At 41.4% G+C, this 16,846-nt stretch carries 14 protein-coding genes; 12 read left to right on the forward strand and 2 right to left on the reverse strand.

The genetic code is table 11. From position 1 onward, the window contains the following. Nucleotides 1-96: 96 nt before the first annotated feature. Entirely contained in the window at nucleotides 97-2,388 is a 2,292-nt protein-coding gene (locus LBC_RS07125) for an ATP-binding protein (RefSeq protein WP_221253750.1), read from the reverse strand. 193 nt (nucleotides 2,389-2,581) lie between these two features. On the opposite strand from LBC_RS07125, the gene LBC_RS07130 reads away from it, so the two are divergent. Then, nucleotides 2,582-3,019, forward strand: coding sequence for a hypothetical protein (locus LBC_RS07130; protein ID WP_221253751.1), 438 nt, complete (start codon nucleotides 2,582-2,584; stop codon nucleotides 3,017-3,019). A gap of 591 nt (nucleotides 3,020-3,610) precedes the next feature. Here LBC_RS07130 and dnaE read toward each other — a convergent pair. Then, nucleotides 3,611-7,207 carry a DNA polymerase III subunit alpha gene (gene dnaE / locus LBC_RS07135; protein ID WP_221253752.1) on the reverse strand — a complete coding sequence of 1,199 codons (3,597 nt, stop codon included), beginning with the start codon at nucleotides 7,205-7,207 and terminating at the stop codon, nucleotides 3,611-3,613. Between the two features lie 126 nt (nucleotides 7,208-7,333). Here dnaE and LBC_RS07140 point away from each other — a divergent pair, with 126 nt between their 5' ends. The 11 genes from LBC_RS07140 (at nucleotide 7,334) to LBC_RS07190 (ending at nucleotide 16,777) form a co-directional block, all read left to right on the forward strand. Then, nucleotides 7,334-8,230 carry a DMT family transporter gene (locus LBC_RS07140; RefSeq protein ID WP_221253753.1) on the forward strand — a complete coding sequence of 299 codons (897 nt, stop codon included), beginning with the start codon at nucleotides 7,334-7,336 and terminating at the stop codon, nucleotides 8,228-8,230. Next, on the forward strand, nucleotides 8,227-9,027 hold the full coding sequence (gene kdsA, locus LBC_RS07145) for a 3-deoxy-8-phosphooctulonate synthase (RefSeq protein ID WP_221253754.1): 801 nt from the start codon (nucleotides 8,227-8,229) through the stop codon (nucleotides 9,025-9,027). Before LBC_RS07140 ends, kdsA begins: the two co-directional genes overlap by 4 nt. A gap of 3 nt (nucleotides 9,028-9,030) precedes the next feature. Next, nucleotides 9,031-9,501: a 6,7-dimethyl-8-ribityllumazine synthase gene (ribH, locus tag LBC_RS07150; protein WP_221253755.1), complete on the forward strand. Its 471-nt coding sequence runs from the start codon at nucleotides 9,031-9,033 to the stop codon at nucleotides 9,499-9,501. A 1-nt stretch (nucleotide 9,502) separates the two neighbouring features. Beyond that, nucleotides 9,503-9,898, forward strand: a complete 396-nt coding sequence (nusB, locus tag LBC_RS07155) for a transcription antitermination factor NusB (protein WP_221253756.1) — start codon at nucleotides 9,503-9,505, stop codon at nucleotides 9,896-9,898. Continuing rightward, the gene (gene pyrF, locus LBC_RS07160) at nucleotides 9,899-10,576 is read left to right on the forward strand and encodes an orotidine-5'-phosphate decarboxylase (RefSeq protein ID WP_221253757.1); all 678 of its coding nucleotides are present in this window, start codon (nucleotides 9,899-9,901) and stop codon (nucleotides 10,574-10,576) included. A gap of 60 nt (nucleotides 10,577-10,636) precedes the next feature. After that, complete coding sequence (locus tag LBC_RS07165) at nucleotides 10,637-11,008, forward strand: chemotaxis response regulator CheY (protein WP_221253758.1); 372 nt, start codon at nucleotides 10,637-10,639, stop codon at nucleotides 11,006-11,008. After that, nucleotides 11,005-11,841, forward strand: coding sequence for a 50S ribosomal protein L11 methyltransferase (locus LBC_RS07170; protein WP_221253759.1), 837 nt, complete (start codon nucleotides 11,005-11,007; stop codon nucleotides 11,839-11,841). The genes LBC_RS07165 and LBC_RS07170 overlap by 4 nt, the downstream gene beginning before the upstream one ends. Further along, nucleotides 11,841-13,802: an ATP-dependent zinc metalloprotease FtsH gene (gene ftsH / locus LBC_RS07175; RefSeq protein ID WP_221253760.1), complete on the forward strand. Its 1,962-nt coding sequence runs from the start codon at nucleotides 11,841-11,843 to the stop codon at nucleotides 13,800-13,802. The genes LBC_RS07170 and ftsH overlap by 1 nt, the downstream gene beginning before the upstream one ends. Continuing rightward, entirely contained in the window at nucleotides 13,789-14,421 is a 633-nt protein-coding gene (locus LBC_RS07180) for a hypothetical protein (protein WP_221253761.1), read from the forward strand. Before ftsH ends, LBC_RS07180 begins: the two co-directional genes overlap by 14 nt. Nucleotides 14,422-14,425: 4 nt before the next feature. Beyond that, nucleotides 14,426-15,145: a CDP-diacylglycerol--serine O-phosphatidyltransferase gene (gene pssA, locus LBC_RS07185; protein ID WP_221253762.1), complete on the forward strand. Its 720-nt coding sequence runs from the start codon at nucleotides 14,426-14,428 to the stop codon at nucleotides 15,143-15,145. Between the two features lie 123 nt (nucleotides 15,146-15,268). Beyond that, nucleotides 15,269-16,777, forward strand: a complete 1,509-nt coding sequence (locus LBC_RS07190) for a 2-isopropylmalate synthase (RefSeq protein ID WP_221253763.1) — start codon at nucleotides 15,269-15,271, stop codon at nucleotides 16,775-16,777. Nucleotides 16,778-16,846 lie beyond the last annotated feature (69 nt).

Consider the following 16,846-nt stretch of genomic DNA (forward strand, 5'->3'; position numbering starts at 1 on the left):
TTTGCGCTACTTTGCGTAAAGAGTGATAATAAAGCCCCTGTGGTTTTAGGGGGGGGGCGATTTGTGAAACGTAAATTTAACTTGCCAAAAAGCTGGCTAGTTTTGCCATAAAATTGCGAGATTTTCGCCGTAAATGTCGGTGCGTTTTGGGCTTAAAAACATCTCGTTTATCTGTATGTTTCTTATGTCGTTTTTCTCTTTTATGACTAGAATTTGCTCTTTGTAAACCTCATTTAGCCTAGCTATTTCAAGCTCTAGTCCCTCTACGCTAGCTTCGCTGCTTTTTACATCGCCTCGCTCTTTTATCACTCGATTTGCGCTTCTTGCGCCTGAGGCTAGCTTAGATGCGTTTGTGCTAGAGAGGATTTTTTTAGAGCCAAAAATCGCCCCAAGAATGCTAGCGCCTATACTAATAGCTGCGTCTATTCCGCTTTTTTTAAGCTCGTCTTTTTCTTTTTCTAGCTTTAAAATAGCCTGATTTAGCTTTGTCTCTAGCTTTGATTTTTCTTTTTCAAATTTATCACCAAGCTCGCTTAGCTCGATATTTGCCAGCTCATCGCACCTGCTTGCAAGCCTAGCACAAAAGCTCTCTTTGCTCTCATTTGGCTCTGAGAAAATCCCAGCTGCGCTAAAAATTTTTAGCTTATAATCCCTGTAAATGTAGTCCTTAAACTCACGGCTAAACTCTTTTAAATTTTTTGCATTTAAAATTATACTAGGCAGGCTGTAATACTCGCTCGTTGCAGGCTTTTGGTCGCTATATGCGCTCTTGTTGCTCTCATAAGCCTCGCTAAAATCAAGCCTTTTTAAGCTCTCATCAAGGTATAAAACAAGGCTTAAATCCTTAGTAATATCAACCCCTTTTTTAGCGTCATTAAAACGCACTTTGGCATTTGCTAACAAATAAGGCTCAAGCGCACCATTATTTTTGGCGTTAAAAAGCTGAGGTATTTCATCAGATAGTAGTGGCGAGCCAAAGGTCTGGCTTTGCGTGGTTTTATGGGGTGTCTGCGGCTCTTGTTTTGCTTTTTTGCTAGCCATTAAATTTGAAATTTGCTCTTTATTTAGTGGGCCTTTTAGGTAGCTTAGCGCCCAGCGTGTGGTGATTTTATCAATGCTATCTTTATTTATATTTTTAACCAAAAAATTGCGCTTTTGCAAATTTGAAATACTATCCTCAAGCTGAGATTTGCTAGCCCCTTTAAGCGTGCTAAGCCCATCAATCACTCGAGCTTTATCCTGCGCAGTCTGAAGTCTGCCGATAAACCACGTGCCTATGTTGCTAAGCCCTTTATAGTCGATATCGACTGGATTTTGCGTGCTTAGCACCACACCTATGCCAAAGGCGCGTGCTTGCTTTAGTAGCGTTAGCATTGGGGTTTTTGAGCTAGGGTTTTGATTTGGCGGGAAAAAGCCAAAAATTTCATCCATATATAGCACCATTTTAAGCGAGCCCAGGCCCTCGCTTTGGCGCATAAAAGAGATTATTTCATTTAGCAAAATCGTTACAAAAAACATCCTCTCGCTATCGCTTAAATGCGCTATGCTAAAGATATTGCACCGCGCTTTGCCTTCGCTATTAAAAAGCATATTTTTAATATCCAGCCGCTCTCCATTTTGCCACGGCGCAAAGCTAGGGCTTGCTAGTAGTGCATTTAGCTTCATCGCTAGTTTTAGCCGCTCATTTTGCGGATAGAAAGTCTTTAAATCAAATACGCCAAGCTTGCTAAATGGTGGATTTGCGATAAGCTCTATGAGCTGCGGCAGAGTAAGGCTTGAGTTTTGTTTAAATTTATCCATAAAAATGGAGCAGATGAGCAAAAACTCCCTAGAAGTTGCGTCTATGTCCATTTCAAGCAAAGATAGCAGAGAGCTTGTAAGCGTAGCTGAATATTCGCTTAAGCTCTCATCATCAAGCCCCACCGCTCTAAACTCCCCAAGTAGCGCCACGCCAGCCCCAGCGCTACTTTTTGGCGTAAAGATGGTAAAATCGCAGCTATCTTTAAATAGCCCCACACGAGCCTTATCCTGATATGTCCGCTCTAGTCCGTCTTGCCATTTTTGCGCTTCACTTTTGGCGTATTCTAGTGGGCTTAGCCCAGAGTTTTTGGCTTCGTTTTCATCGACGTAGGGCAAAAACTCATCTGCGCTTAAATCCCTAAAAGCGAGCAATAAATTTGTCATATCACCCTTTGGGTCGATGATAATAGTCGGAATATTGTCTATGCACGCCTCTTCAAGTAGTGTGATACCAAGCCCGGTCTTACCGCTACCTGTCATCCCGATGATGGCTGCGTGCGTGGTTAGGTCTTTGCTTTTATAGATAAATGGCTCATCATCGCTAAGCCCTAAATAAAACGACTTTATATCCTCTTTTATGCTCTGCATGCTCCTGCCTTTTATTAAATTTAAACGCTATTTTAGCATATTTAGCCCTTATACTCAGGCTGCTTAGCCCATACTGCCTGCGCCAAAGCAGACGTAGTGTTGCTAGGTCATTTCGCCGCTTATTTTTAAAGTGCTCAAATTTTGTAGCCTGTCTATGATATAATCATAAGAATATTTTTAAAGGATACGCTTTATGAAAAAAATGCTCTTAGCCTCACTTTTGTTTTGCACTTTCATTTTCGCTGCTGATAATAGTGCATTAGATAAAGTAAAAATACTTAAGAGTATGACTGCTGCTAAAGCAGCTAAGTATTTAGTTGATGATATGAAGCCATTTTTGCCATTAAATGTTGAGCCAGGTGATGTTATAGTAGATATAAAAAATGATGGAACTACCTTAGAATACGTCCATACTTTACTTAATACCATAGCTTTTTCTATCAGCAAAATGAAAGAGGAGGATTATCCTTTAACGGGCAGGCTTGTTAAAGGAGTTGAGGTTGATAAACTCTGCTCTAACGAAAGCAATCGCTCTTTAATGGAGGGTGGTTTGGTGTATAAACATACTTACTTCATAAACTCTAAAAAAGCATTTGATTATGAGGTAGGTATTGGTGATTGCAGGGAGTAAAATATTTTTAGGGCTTTTCTTTGCTTTTTGGCTAGCTCGTCTCGCTTTGGCTTGATTTCGCTTTTTAAGCCAGCTCGTCTCGTGAGTGCTTTTTGCGGAGCTTCGCCATTTTCAATGCTCACATACTTTATGTATGCTCCGCTTGAAAATGGCTCACAACCCCAAAAATCATCTCACGATACTTCGCATATAGCCATTCCGTGCGGAGTAGTCGCCAGCCGTTGCGATTTAAATTTGTTACTTAACAAATTTAAATATCAGCGACCCATTACACGTGTGGTTGTCAAGGGGTGGGGCGACAGGCGCAAAAAAAAGAATTTAAACCCAAACAAAACCAAAGTTTCTGCGGTTTTGTTCATTTTAACGTCAAAAAACAAAGTTTAAATTTACACCACCATATTTCACGATTTAAATTTGAAAAAAGTCAAACTTAAATGAAAGCAATGTCTCATACGTACAGTTAAACAACTTAATATAACCCTTTACGTAGCGCAAAACAAAAGCTTCAAATAAGCGCATAACTCAAACGCCATGCAAAAGCAAAGCCAAATTTAGACCAAAATCAAAGCCCGATAGGCTGCACAGAGCTCGCTAGCTTACTAAAAGCTCCTTTGCGCCGTTTATAAACTCGTCTCTAACGATAAAATCGGTATTATAAGCCAGCATTTTATCGTTAGCTTGCACCTTTATGACAAGCCTTTTTGTCGCGCTTGTCCTAGCCTCCCTATCCTCTGCTATGCAGCGGCGATAAAGCTCAGCAACCTTTTTCTTATCAAGCGAGGCTAGATTTAAAACAAGCTCGACAACGCCTGTTATGACTATCTTTTGCGCTTGTGCACTAGCGCTATTTTCAAAGCTGCCTTTGTTGTAGCCGTCCTTTTTGTACGAACGCTGAGCCTTTACCTTAAAGTTTAAATTCGCCGCATCATCTAGGCTTAAAACCTCTCTTACACGCATGTTTACAAACTGATCTCTACGCTCAAACTCCACCCTAAAAGCTTGCGGCGCGTCCTTTTGCTCGTCATTTAGCCGCTCAACGCTCTTTAGCTCACGCTCAAAAACGGTCGCCTCGATGTTGCCATGCAAATCTAAAAGCTTAAGGGTGGCTATTTTCTTGCCACTTTTTGTTATTCTAGTTACCACATCCTCTATCTTTGCGACTACCATTATTTCGGCATTTTCAGGTAGCTCGTCAAATTCAGAGCTTAATGTGTAATTTATCCTTGAAATGTCCTCCCTAAACTCATCAAGAGGGTGTCCACTGATATAAATTCCCACACTCTCTTGCTCAAATTTAAGCTTGGTTTTTTGGTCAAATTCATTCTTTATCTCATCCATTTTTACCTGAACTTTACCCATGCTATCATCATCACCAAATAGACTCTCAGCCTTTTCTTTTCGGATTTTTCCAGCATCCTTGCAAGCTTCTATTATGATTTCAACGTTTTGCATTAGCATTAATCTAGTGTGTCCAAAAATATCAAAGCTTCCTGATTTTATAAGACTTTCAACGACTTTTTTATTGACTTTAAAGGCATCCACTCTGGATACAAAATCACTCATATCCTTATACTCTCCGCCCTCGTTTCGCTCACCTATTATGTTTTCTATCGCTGTCTCTCCTACGCCTTTAATAGCGCAAAATCCAAAGACGATTGCATCCTTACCATCTTTTTTAGTAACACTAAACTCATTTGCCGAGTGGTTTATCGATGGCGGTAAAAGCTCGATATTTAGGCGTTTACACTCATCTATGTAGCGCACAATTTTATCGACATTATTTTTCTCACTCGTTAAAAGTGCCGCCATAAACTCAGCTGGATAATAGGTCTTTAAATACGCAGTTTGAAAGGTGATGTAAGCGTAGGCTGCGGAGTGAGATTTATTAAATCCATATCCTGCAAATTTTACGATTAATTCAAACAGATCATCGGCCTTTTGCCCGTCTAGCCCATTTTTAACAGCACCAGCGACAAACTCGCCCTTTAGCTTATCCATCTCCTCTTTTATCTTTTTACCCATAGCACGGCGCACGAGATCGGCTCCACCTAGGCTAAAACCGCCTATGCTTTGAACGATTTGCATGACCTGCTCTTGATAAACTATGACGCCATATGTTGGAGCCAAAATCGGCTCAAGCTCGTCAAAAGCATATGTTATCGCTGCTCGTCCGTGCTTTCGTTCGACAAAGTCATCGAGCATACCGCTCTCCATAGGCCCTGGACGATAAAGTGCAAGCATCGCAATAACGTCCTCAAAGCAGTCAGGGCGCAGACTAGCACCAAGCTTGCGCATACCTTCGCTTTCTACCTGAAATATCCCTATCGCATGTCCGCCTGCAAGCATCTCATAGACTTTTGCGTCGTTTTTATCGATTTGCTCCCAAATTATCTCCTTGCCGTAGCGCTGCTTAATTAGCTTTATAGCATTATCTATCACAGTTAGGGTCTTAAGTCCCAAAAAGTCAAATTTGATTAAATCAACATCCTCAAGATACTTTAAGCTATACTGCGTTACGAAGTGATTTTCTTCGCTATTGCTCTGCTTAAAAAGCGGAGTTTTATTCCATAGCTCATCATTGCTTATTACCACGCCAGCTGCATGCTGTCCTGCATTTCGGTTAAGCCCTTCTAAATCAAGAGCAAACTTCCACACCTCAGCCGCCTTTGCGTCAGTATCTAGTAGCTTTTTAATCTCTGGTTCTTTATTAAACGCTCCCTCAAGCGTGATACCCAGCTCATCTGGGATTAGCTTTGCCATAGCGTCTGCTTCAGAGTATGGCATACCGCACACTCTTGCGACGTCCCTAATAACGCCCTTTGCCAAAAGCTTACCAAATGTTATAACGCCAGCGACGTTAAATTTGCCATACTTTTCGATGACATAATCAATTATCTCCCCTCGCCTATCCTGACAAAAATCGACGTCAATATCGGGCATGCTTACGCGCTCTGGGTTTAGAAATCTCTCAAAAAGTAGACTATAAGGTATGGGGTCAAGGTCGGTTATTTTTAGCGCATACGCGACTAGGCTTCCAGCCGCTGAGCCTCGCCCAGGTCCCACTGGCACGCCACGCTTTTTGGCTTCGTTGATAAAATCCCAAACTATCATCATATAACCAGGGAAGTTCATCTTGTTAATAATATCAATCTCCCTTTGCAGGCGGTCTTTATAAATTTGATGCTGCTCCTCGGAGATAAACTTAAGCCTCTCATCAAGCCCTTTTTTACACTCTGCTTCAAAAAACACAGCGTCATTTTTAAAGCTATATCGCTCACTTGGCTCTGGCAGGGCTATACCACGCTCGGCAGCGTATTCGATGGTAAATTTAAAATTCGGAGGAGTTGCGTCACCTAGCTTTATCTCAAGATTACATTTATCCACTATCTCTTGGGTATTTTCTATCACTTCTGGCATATCAAGAAAAAGGCGCTTCATATCATCAGGGGTCTTTAAATAAAACTCATGAATGGTATTTGGCATGTCAGCACCTGAGATGTATTTATAAATTTCTTGCGATTTTGAGCGGTCTTTGTAGATATAATGCACGTCATTTGTTGCGACCATTTTTATATCAAGCTCTTTTGCTATCCTTAAAAGCTGATCATCAATATCTCTTTGATCGCTTATGCCATGGCGCATAATCTCAAGGTAAAAATCATCGCCAAATATCTCCTTATACTCCGCAGCCACTGCCTTTGCCGCCTCATATCCCTTTGCACCATTTCTTACATTTCGTTCGTTGTTTATGTTTAGATTCCAGCTCACCTCACCCTGCAAGCAAGCCCCAGTGCAGACTATGCCCTCAGTGTGTTCGCGTAGGAGCTTTTTGTTTATGCGTGGGTTGTAGTAAAAGCCCTCAATAAAGCTCATTGAGCTAAGATACATTAAATTCTTATACCCTATTTCATTTTTGGCTAGGAGTATGAGGTGAAAGCGGTTTCTAGTACTTTTATCGCCTAAATCGTCCATATTATGAATATAAGCCTCAATGCCGATAAGCGGCTTTATACCATAGCTTTTCATCGTCTTATAAAAATCAATCGCGCCAAACATATTACCATGATCGGTTATTGCCGCGCTTGTAACGCCTTGTTCTTTTAGCACTTTTGCTAGCTCTTTTATCTTGTTTGTGCCATCAAGCATTGAGTATTCGGTGTGTAAATGTAAATGTGTAAAATCGCTCATTTTTTATCCTTTATATTTTGACATTTTAGCAAGCATTTGCTTTAAGGCTTTTAAATTGGAAGCAAAAATTTTTCTCGTTTTAAGTCTGTTTATAATAAAATACTTTTTTAAATTTAAGGAGAAAGTATGGGACTTAGGCGAGTAATCGTGCGAAATCTCGGCGTATACTACATGATTATAGCTTGCTTGATGTTTGCCGTAACTGGCTCTTTGGCAAAGTTTGTAAGCAAAGATTTACCATCAATTGAGGTTGTGTTTTTTAGAAATTTAATAGGGCTAATAATCGTCATTTTTACTGCGATTAAACTCTCTAAAAAGATAAAAGGTGGGGCATTTTGGCTTTTGATGTTTAGGGGATTTATAGGATCGGTCGCACTTTTTGCCTTTTTTTACAACATCGCTCACATTAACCTAGCAGCCGCCTTTACATTTTCAAAAACTAGCACCATTTGGATAGCACTAATTGCCGCAATCTGGCTTAAAGAACGCCTCAGCAGCCTAGGCTGGTTTGCCGTATTTTTGGGCTTTGGCGGAATAATTTTAATAATTCAGCCAAATATCGGCATAAGCAAAAGCGACCTACTTGGCGTATTTAGTGGGCTTGGCGCAGCACTTGCATACACAAGCGCTAGAGAGCTAAGCCGCCACTATCCGCCAAATATCATAGTCCTTAGCTTTATGGCGTGGGGGAGCGTACTTCCGCTTGTCTGCATGGGAGCGGCTGAGTTTATTAGCGTAGATGGGTTTGATTTTTTATTTTCAAAATTTGTACCACCTAGCCTTTTTAGTATCGCGATTTTACTTTTGGTTGGGATTTTTGGCTATCTTTTTCAAATTTATATGACAAAATCCTACGCCGTAAGCAAAAAAGCTGGCACAGTGGCGACTGTAAGCTATAGTGATGTGATATTTACCATCATCATAGGGTATTTTATGGGAGATGGCTTGCCAAATGCTATGGCATTTTTTGGTATAATGCTCGTCATTTTAAGTGGAATATTAGTTTTAAAGGATAAAAAGTGATACTAATAGCTGGTCCTTGCGTGATAGAAAGCGAAGAGATAGTTTTTAATATAGCGCGCGAGCTTGTTAAATTTAATGAAAACAGCAAGATAGATTTTTATTTTAAAGCTAGCTTTGATAAGGCAAACCGCACGAGCATTGATAGCTTTAGGGGGCCTGGGCTAGAGCGTGGGCTTGAGATTTTAGGCAGGGTAAAAAGCGAGTTTGGCTTTAAAATTTTAACCGACATTCACGAAAGCTACCAGGCAGCCCCAGTTGCCAAGGTAGCCGACGTCTTGCAAATCCCAGCCTTTTTATGCCGCCAGACTGATCTGCTTGTGGCTGCGGCAAAGACAAAGGCTGTGGTAAATATTAAAAAGGGGCAGTTTTTGGCTCCAGCTGCGATGAAGCACAGCGTAAAAAAGGTGCTAGAAGCTAGGGGCGTAAAATCTAGCGGCTTTGAGGCAGCAAGCCAAAACGGCGTGTGGCTAACGGAGCGTGGTAGCACCTTTGGCTATGGGAATTTGGTCGTGGATATGCGAAGCTTGCCTTTAATGCGAGAGTATGCGCCAGTCATCTTTGACGCCACTCACAGCGTGCAAATGCCAGCTGGAGCGGATGCAAAAAGTGGCGGAGACGCACGCTTTGTGCCCTATTTAGCCCGCGCAGCCGCAGCCGTGGGGGTGGATGGCTTTTTTTACGAGACACACCTAAATCCGTGCGAAGCCCTATGCGACGGAGCAAATATGCTAAATTTAAGCGAGCTTGAAGCGCTTGTAAATAAAACTTTAGAAATTGAAAATTTAATAAAAGGATAAATGATGAAAATAATCGAAGGCAAGCTAAGACTAAACGGCGATGAGCGAGTGGCGATAATTAACGCACGCTTTAACCACATCATCACAGACAGGCTCGTAGAAGGGGCAAAGGACGCCTTCATCCGCCACGGCGGCGATGAAGAGAAGCTAAGCCTAATCCTAGTGCCAGGGGCGTTTGAGATACCTTTTGCCCTGCAAAAAGCGTGCGAGAGCGGTAAATTTGACGCCATCTGCTGCGTGGGAGCGGTCATCCGTGGTAGCACTCCACATTTTGATTATGTAAGTGCCGAGATGACAAAGGGCATAGCAAATGTAACGCTAAAATACGGCCTGCCTGTAAGCTTTGGCGTGCTAACGACTGATAGCATAGAGCAAGCGATAGAGCGAGCTGGCTCAAAGGTCGGAAACAAGGGCTTTGAAGCGATGACAGGCGTGATTGAAATGCTAAATCTTTACTCAAATTTAAAGGGCTAAAATGGCGACAAGACATCAGGCTAGACAGGCGGTAGTATCGCTGCTTTACGCAGATGAGCTAAGCGGTATAAATGATCAATTTTTGGATGAGTTTTTAGAGGGTAAAAAGATAAGAAACGAAAGGCGCACTCAGGTAGAGGCGAGCCTAAATGGCATAAGCGAAAACTTAGAAAAAATAGACGCTATTATAAATGAAAATTTAAAAGAGCATAAAGTCGCTGAACTGGGCGTTATAGAGAGAGCTATTTTAAGGCTTGGGGTGTATGAGATGAAATTTAGCGATACAGACGCTCCAGTAATCATAAACGAAGCCATCGAACTAGCCAAAGAGCTCGGTAGCGAAAGTGCGCCAAAGCTCGTAAATGGCGTGCTTGATGCGATTAAAAAGGCGCAATAGATGAAGCTTTGCGTGGCGCTTGACCTACCTAGCCTTGAGCAAAACTTGGCTCTAGCCAAAGAACTAAAGGGCATGGATTTGTGGCTAAAAGTGGGCATGAGAGAGTTTTACGCTAGTGGAACAAGCGGCATAAATGAGCTAAAAAATCTTGGATTTAAGCTATTTTTAGATCTAAAACTACACGACATACCAAACACAATGGCAAATGCGGCCTTGGTGCTTGCAGACCTTGAAATAGACATGATAAATCTACACGCAAGCGCTGGAAAGATAGCCATGCAAACTGTAATAAACGCCCTAAATATCCGCACCTCTCGCCCTCTTGTACTAGCTGTTTCAGCCCTTACTAGCTTTAGCGATAACGAATTTAAAAAGGTATACAATAAAAACATAGACAAAGCAGTCATAGACATGAGTAAAGCGGCGTACGAGGCTGGGGTTGATGGCATGGTCTGTTCGGTATTTGAAAGCGATAAGATAAAATCAGCAACAAGTGATAAATTTATCACTCTAACGCCAGGCATTCGCCCCTTTGGTGAAAGTGCGGCAGATCAAAGCAGGGTAGCCGATATAGCCAGTGCAAAAGCCCATAAAAGCGACTTTATTGTAGTTGGACGCCCGATATATGAAGCCCAAAAACCAAAAGAGGTAGTAGAGGCTATATTAAGTCATTTTTAAAGCTTTTTAAATTTATTTTCGCTAAAATAGCGACGATTTTATATTTTTGAAGGATTTGACGTGAAAATATTAGTAGTAGATGATAGCTCAACTATGAGAAGAATCATCAAAAATACCCTACAAAAACTAGGATATACAGATATACTTGAGGCAGAACACGGCGTAGAGGCTTGGTCTTTAATGGGGCAGCACAGCGATATAAGCGTTTTAATAACAGACTGGAATATGCCTGAGATGAATGGTCTTGAGCTAGTAAAAAAGGTACGTGCTGAGGAAAAATATGTAGACATGCCTATAATAATGGTAACTACAGAGGGAGGAAAGGCCGAGGTTATCACTGCTTTAAAAGCTGGGGTAAACAACTATATAGTTAAACCATTTGATACAAAAACGCTAAAAACTAAGCTAGAAGAGACGTGCTTGGGTAAATGAGAGAGAATTTTTTTGAGCTAAGAATTTTTAGCTCGGAATTTAAAGACGAGATTATAGAGCTACTTTTTGCTCTTGGCATAAGTGCGATAGAGGAAAAAGACGCAGACACTATAATCGTGCGAGATGAGTATGAGCTTGATGATATAGCAAGCGGAGTAAATGAGTATGTAGTTGCACTTGCTAAAGCAAAAGGCAAGGATGTGCAATTTAGCACTGAAATCTCGCAAAAGCCAAATGAGGACTGGGTAGAAAAATACAAGCAAGGCGTAAGACCTGTTAGTCTTGGCAATTTTTATGTCCGCCCTACTTGGGAAGAGCCAAAAAATGGCAGCATAGATCTTTTAATAGACCCCGCTCTTGCGTTTGGTTCTGGGCATCATGAGAGTACTGCGGCCTGTATTTTAAATTTGCAAACCCTACCAGAAATAGCAGGCAAAAGTGCCCTTGATGTTGGCTGTGGTAGTGGGATATTAAGCATCGCTATGACAAAGCTAGGTTGCGTGGTGGATGCTTGCGATACAGATGAGCTAGCTATTGAAGCAACAAAAACAAACTCTACGCTAAACGGCGTAACCTTAAACAAAACTTGGGTCGGATCTATATCAAATTTAAACCAAACTTACGACATAGTTGTGGCAAACATAATAGCCGATGTGATTTTAATGCTTTCTAATGAGCTTAAAAACAGCTTAAAACCTAACGGATATTTGCTACTTGCTGGAGTACTTGAAAAATACTCAGATAGAATATTAAAAACCTTTAGCTCACTTGAGCTTATTAGCAAAAAGCAGGATAACGACTGGGTAAGTTTTATATTTAAAAGAGGAAATTAATGGAAAACAAAAACGCACAAAATTCGAATAATTCGGGCGGTTTTTTTAACAAAAATCCTATCATAATATTTGCTATATTTGCACTAATTATCATAGTAGCATTTCGTAGCTTTGGAGGGGATGGTTTAGGCGGAGTCATGGGGCAAGCCCAAGGACAAAGCAAAAGCATAGCCTATTCCGATTTAAAAGAGCTTATTAAAAATAAACAAATAAGCAAGGTAGAAATCTCAGAAGCAAACATAAAAGCCCTAGGCAATAACCAAATAATCTACACAGCTCGCAGAGTACCAGATTCTACTTTAGTACCGCTACTTGAGCAAAACGGCGTGGAATATGGCGCATTTAGCGAGGGTAACTGGCTAAGCGATCTGCTATTTTCATGGGTGTTACCTGTATTTATATTTTTTGGAATTTGGATGCTTTTAGCAAGCAGAGTACAAAGAAATATGAGTAGTGGTATACTTGGTGTTGGCTCTGCTAAAAAGCTCATAAACTCAGAAAAACCAAAAGTCAAATTTACCGATGTAGCAGGAGTTGAGGAGGCAAAAGAGGAAGTAAAAGAGATAGTTGATTTTCTCAAGCACCCTGACCGATATATCCGCCTTGGAGCTAAAATTCCAAAAGGCGTGCTTTTAGTTGGCCCTCCTGGCACTGGTAAAACCCTACTAGCAAAGGCGGTTGCTGGCGAAGCTGATGTTCCATTTTTTAGTGTGTCTGGCTCGAGCTTTATAGAGATGTTTGTGGGCGTAGGCGCAAGCCGCGTGAGAGATCTTTTTGAAACAGCTAAAAAAGAAGCCCCTGCAATAGTCTTTATAGACGAAATAGACGCCATAGGTAAAAGCCGTGCTGCTGGTGCAATGATGGGTGGAAACGACGAGCGAGAGCAGACGCTAAATCAGCTTCTAGCCGAGATGGACGGCTTTAGCTCAGACGCTAGTCCGGTCATCGTCCTGGCTGCTACAAACCGCCCAGAAGTGCTTGACGCAGCGTTAATGCGTCCAGGGAGATTTGATAGGCAGGTATTAGTGGATAAGCCTGATTTTAAAGGCAGGGTCGAGATACTAAAAGTACATATGAGTGATGTTAAATTTGATCCAAATATCAATATAGATGAGATAGCTAGGCTTACTGCTGGTCTTGCTGGGGCAGATTTAGCAAACATAATAAACGAAGCCGCACTTTTAGCAGGACGTAATTCAAAGCCCGAGGTTACACAACAAGACTTGGTTGAGGCAGTTGAGCGTGCCATTGCTGGACTCGAGAAAAAATCACGCCGCATAAACCCAAAAGAAAAGCGTATCGTAGCATATCACGAAAGCGGACATGCACTAATAAGCGAGACTACAAAAGGTGCTGACAGGGTTACAAAAGTAAGCATCATACCACGTGGCTTAGCCGCTCTTGGCTACACACTAAACACGCCTGAAGAGAATAAATTTATGATGCAAAAGCATGAGTTGATGGCGAAAGTTGATGTATTGTTAGCTGGGCGTGCCGCTGAAGAGGTATTTATAAAAGAAATCTCAACTGGCGCAAGCAATGATTTAGAACGTGCTACAGACATACTAAAAGCGATGATAAGCATGTATGGAATGAGTGATATAGCTGGGCTTATGGTGCTTGAAAAGCAGAGAAATTTATTCCTAAACGGCGGACAAAGTGTTAAGGAATATAGCGAAAAAATGGCTGAAAAAGTGGATGATTTTGTCAAGCAAACCCTAAATGAGCGCTATGCCGTGGTGCTACAAACCTTGCGTGATTATAGCGGTGCGATAGAAAATATGGTAAGCGCCCTATACGAAGAAGAGACAATAGAGGGCGAAAAAGTGCGAGAAATAATCAAAGCCTGGGAAGAGGAAAACTCTATGACAAGTCGCCTTAATGGACTAGATGACGAAGAGGATGCTGATGTAATAAATGCCGCGAAAAAGGCAAAAGAAGAGAGCGATGAGAATATCTAAATACTTTGTAAAAAGTGGACTAAAAGTACTACGTGTGGCACTTTTGGCTCTTATTTTTGCATTTATATTTAGCTTTGGCGAGTGCTTTTTTTCTTTAGTTTTTATAGTTTTTGTGCTTATTTACCTAGAACGTGACAAAAAAATAAATCAAACTAATCTAAACGGAATTTATTCGCCCATTAGTGGCGTGGTAAAAATAATAGAAATAGGCGAATTTAACGGCAAAAAATGCCTAAAAGTAACGATAAAAAAGAGTCTTTTTTCTGGCAATATAATCTGCCCTTTTAACGCTAAATTTATAGAGCTAAAAAAACGTCATGGATTGTTTATGTGCAAGCATATAAAAACAGCTGATTTCTTAAGTGAAAGGGCGCTTTTTATATTCTCTTTAAAAAATCAGCCTGTAGGACTTAGACTAATAGCTGGAGCTTTTAGTCTAAGCCTTGAAACAAACGAACCAAAAAACGAACGATACATAAATGCCGTAAAAGCTGGCAGTGAGCTTGGATTTATGAGTAGTGGCGAGATAGAGCTACTTTTGCCACTTAACACACAAATAAGCCTAAGCGTATCAGAGCGCGTGAAAAAATCGGCTCTTATAGGATATTTAAGGAGTTAAAACCATGAAACAACCAGCTCAATTAATGTATATTCTGCCAAATCTTTTTACCGCATCTTCGGCATTTTTAGGCGTAATCAGTATAATAGCCTCTATAAATGGACACTACACAAGGGCAATCATTTTCATAGTATTATCGCTTATCCTAGATGGACTTGACGGCAGGGTCGCGCGCCTGACAAAAACGACGAGTAAATTTGGAGTTGAGTTTGATAGCCTTGCTGATTTAGTAGCATTTGGAGTAGCCCCAGCTATATTATCATACTGCGCCATAGGGGCTAGCTTTGGCAAACTTGGCTCACTCATGAGTGCTATGTTTGTGGTCTTTGGAGCTATTCGCCTAGCTCGCTTTAACGTAACCACAGGCACATATGAGCCAAATATCTTTATCGGATTACCTATTCCAACAGCCGCGATAGTAAGCGCACTGTGGACTGGAATTTATCTAAATTATAGCTTCACGCAAGGGCTTGAGTGGGCATTTATCATAGCACAAGGCATCCTTGCTATTTTGATGGTTAGCAATATCCGCTACCCTAGCTTTAAAAAGGTAAATTTCAAACAGATGCACGTCTTAAGAGTGCTTGCAGCTTTGGTTGTGATATTTTCTCTTTTATATCTTTTCCCACTTGAAAGCGCTGCGATATTAATGAGTGCTTATACGCTTTATGGTATAATTAGAGCGATTTATCTTTTCACCAAAACAAAAAAGGAGGCGTCATGATAAAAATAAGCCCTATCTACACTTACTTTTTTGCTAACTTTTTGCTGCTGCGCTAAGCAGCATTTTCTCCTTTTTTAAACCAAATCACACCAAAAACTATAAATAAATTTAAAAGGCACACATATGAATGATAAAATAATAATCTTTGACACCACATTAAGAGACGGCGAGCAGTCCCCAGGTGCTAGCATGAATACGGCTGAGAAATTGCGCGTAGCTATGCAGCTAGAACGACTTGGCGTAGACGTGATAGAGGCTGGATTTGCGGCTGCTAGTCCTGGAGATTTTGAGGCAGTTAGTCAGATAGCAAAGCAAGCTAGCACAATAAAAGTCTGCTCTTTATCTCGTGCTACACAAAACGACATAAAAGCAGCAGGCGAAGCCCTCGTGCATGCTAAAAATAGGCGCATACACACATTTATCGCTACAAGCCCCATACACATGGAGTATAAGCTAAAAATGACACCAAATGAGGTCATAAAGCGCGCCGTAGAAGCTGTAGAGTACGCTCGCACATTTTGCGATGATGTGGAGTTTAGCTGCGAGGATGCTGGCAGAAGCGACATTAGCTTTTTAAAAGAGATTACTGACGCAGTCATAGCAGCAGGGGCTAGTACTATAAATTTACCAGACACCGTCGGCTACCGCCTACCACACGAGCTAAGCCAGATGATAGCTACTATGGTTGAGTTTGTCAATAATAGAGCCATCATCTCAGTGCATAATCACAATGACTTAGGGCTTGCTACAGCAAATAGCCTAGCCTGCATACAAGCAGGAGCTAGGCAGGTAGAGTGTACGATAAACGGCATAGGCGAACGTGCTGGAAATGCAGCACTTGAGGAGATAGTTATGGCGCTAAAGACTAGAGCCGATATATTTGCGCCACTTCACACTGGCATAATCACAAAAGAAATTTATCCAACAAGCAGGCTAATAGCAAGCATAACAGGCATCGAACCTCAGCCAAACAAAGCAATAGTAGGCAAAAACGCCTTCGCTCATGAAAGCGGAATCCATCAAGACGGCATGCTAAAACACAGGCAGACTTATGAGATTATAAGTGCAGCCGATATAGGCATAGAAGCTGATACTCTTGTCCTTGGCAAGCACAGCGGCAGACATGCATTTAAAGACAAGCTAGCACGCCTAGGCTATGAGCTAAGCGAGGAGGCGCTAAATGAGGCGTTTGATAAATTTAAACTCCTAGCCGATAAGAAAAAAGAGGTCTTTGACGATGATATAAGAGAGATTGTGGCGAATGAATTTATCAAAATAGACGAGGTTTACGAGCTAGTAAGCCTAAGCGCAGCAGGCAGCAACAAAGCCCACACAAGCGCTGCTATCACGATTAAAAACGAAGGCGAGCTAAAAAGCGATGCAAGCCTGGGAAATGGCGTGATGGACGCTATTTTTAAAGCAATTGACAGAAGCACTGGCACAAAAGGCGTACTAAAAGACTATCAAGTCCGCGCAGTCTCAAGCGGCAAGGACGCAATGGCAAAGGTAACCGTAAAGGTAAAATTTGAAGGAGCAAAAACGGTAACTGGGCATGGGCTTGATGTAGACACAGCCACAGCAAGCGCCAAAGCCTACCTGAACGCGTTAAATAGCTACCTTTGTAAGGCTTAAGCTTTTTTGCAAAGCCCACCTAGCTTTATCTTAGAGGACTTTAAACAGGGATTAAATTTATCCCTGTTT

It is taken from the genome of Campylobacter sp. 19-13652 (assembly GCF_019702925.1).
In the GTDB taxonomy this organism is placed as follows: Bacteria; Campylobacterota; Campylobacteria; order Campylobacterales; family Campylobacteraceae; genus Campylobacter_A.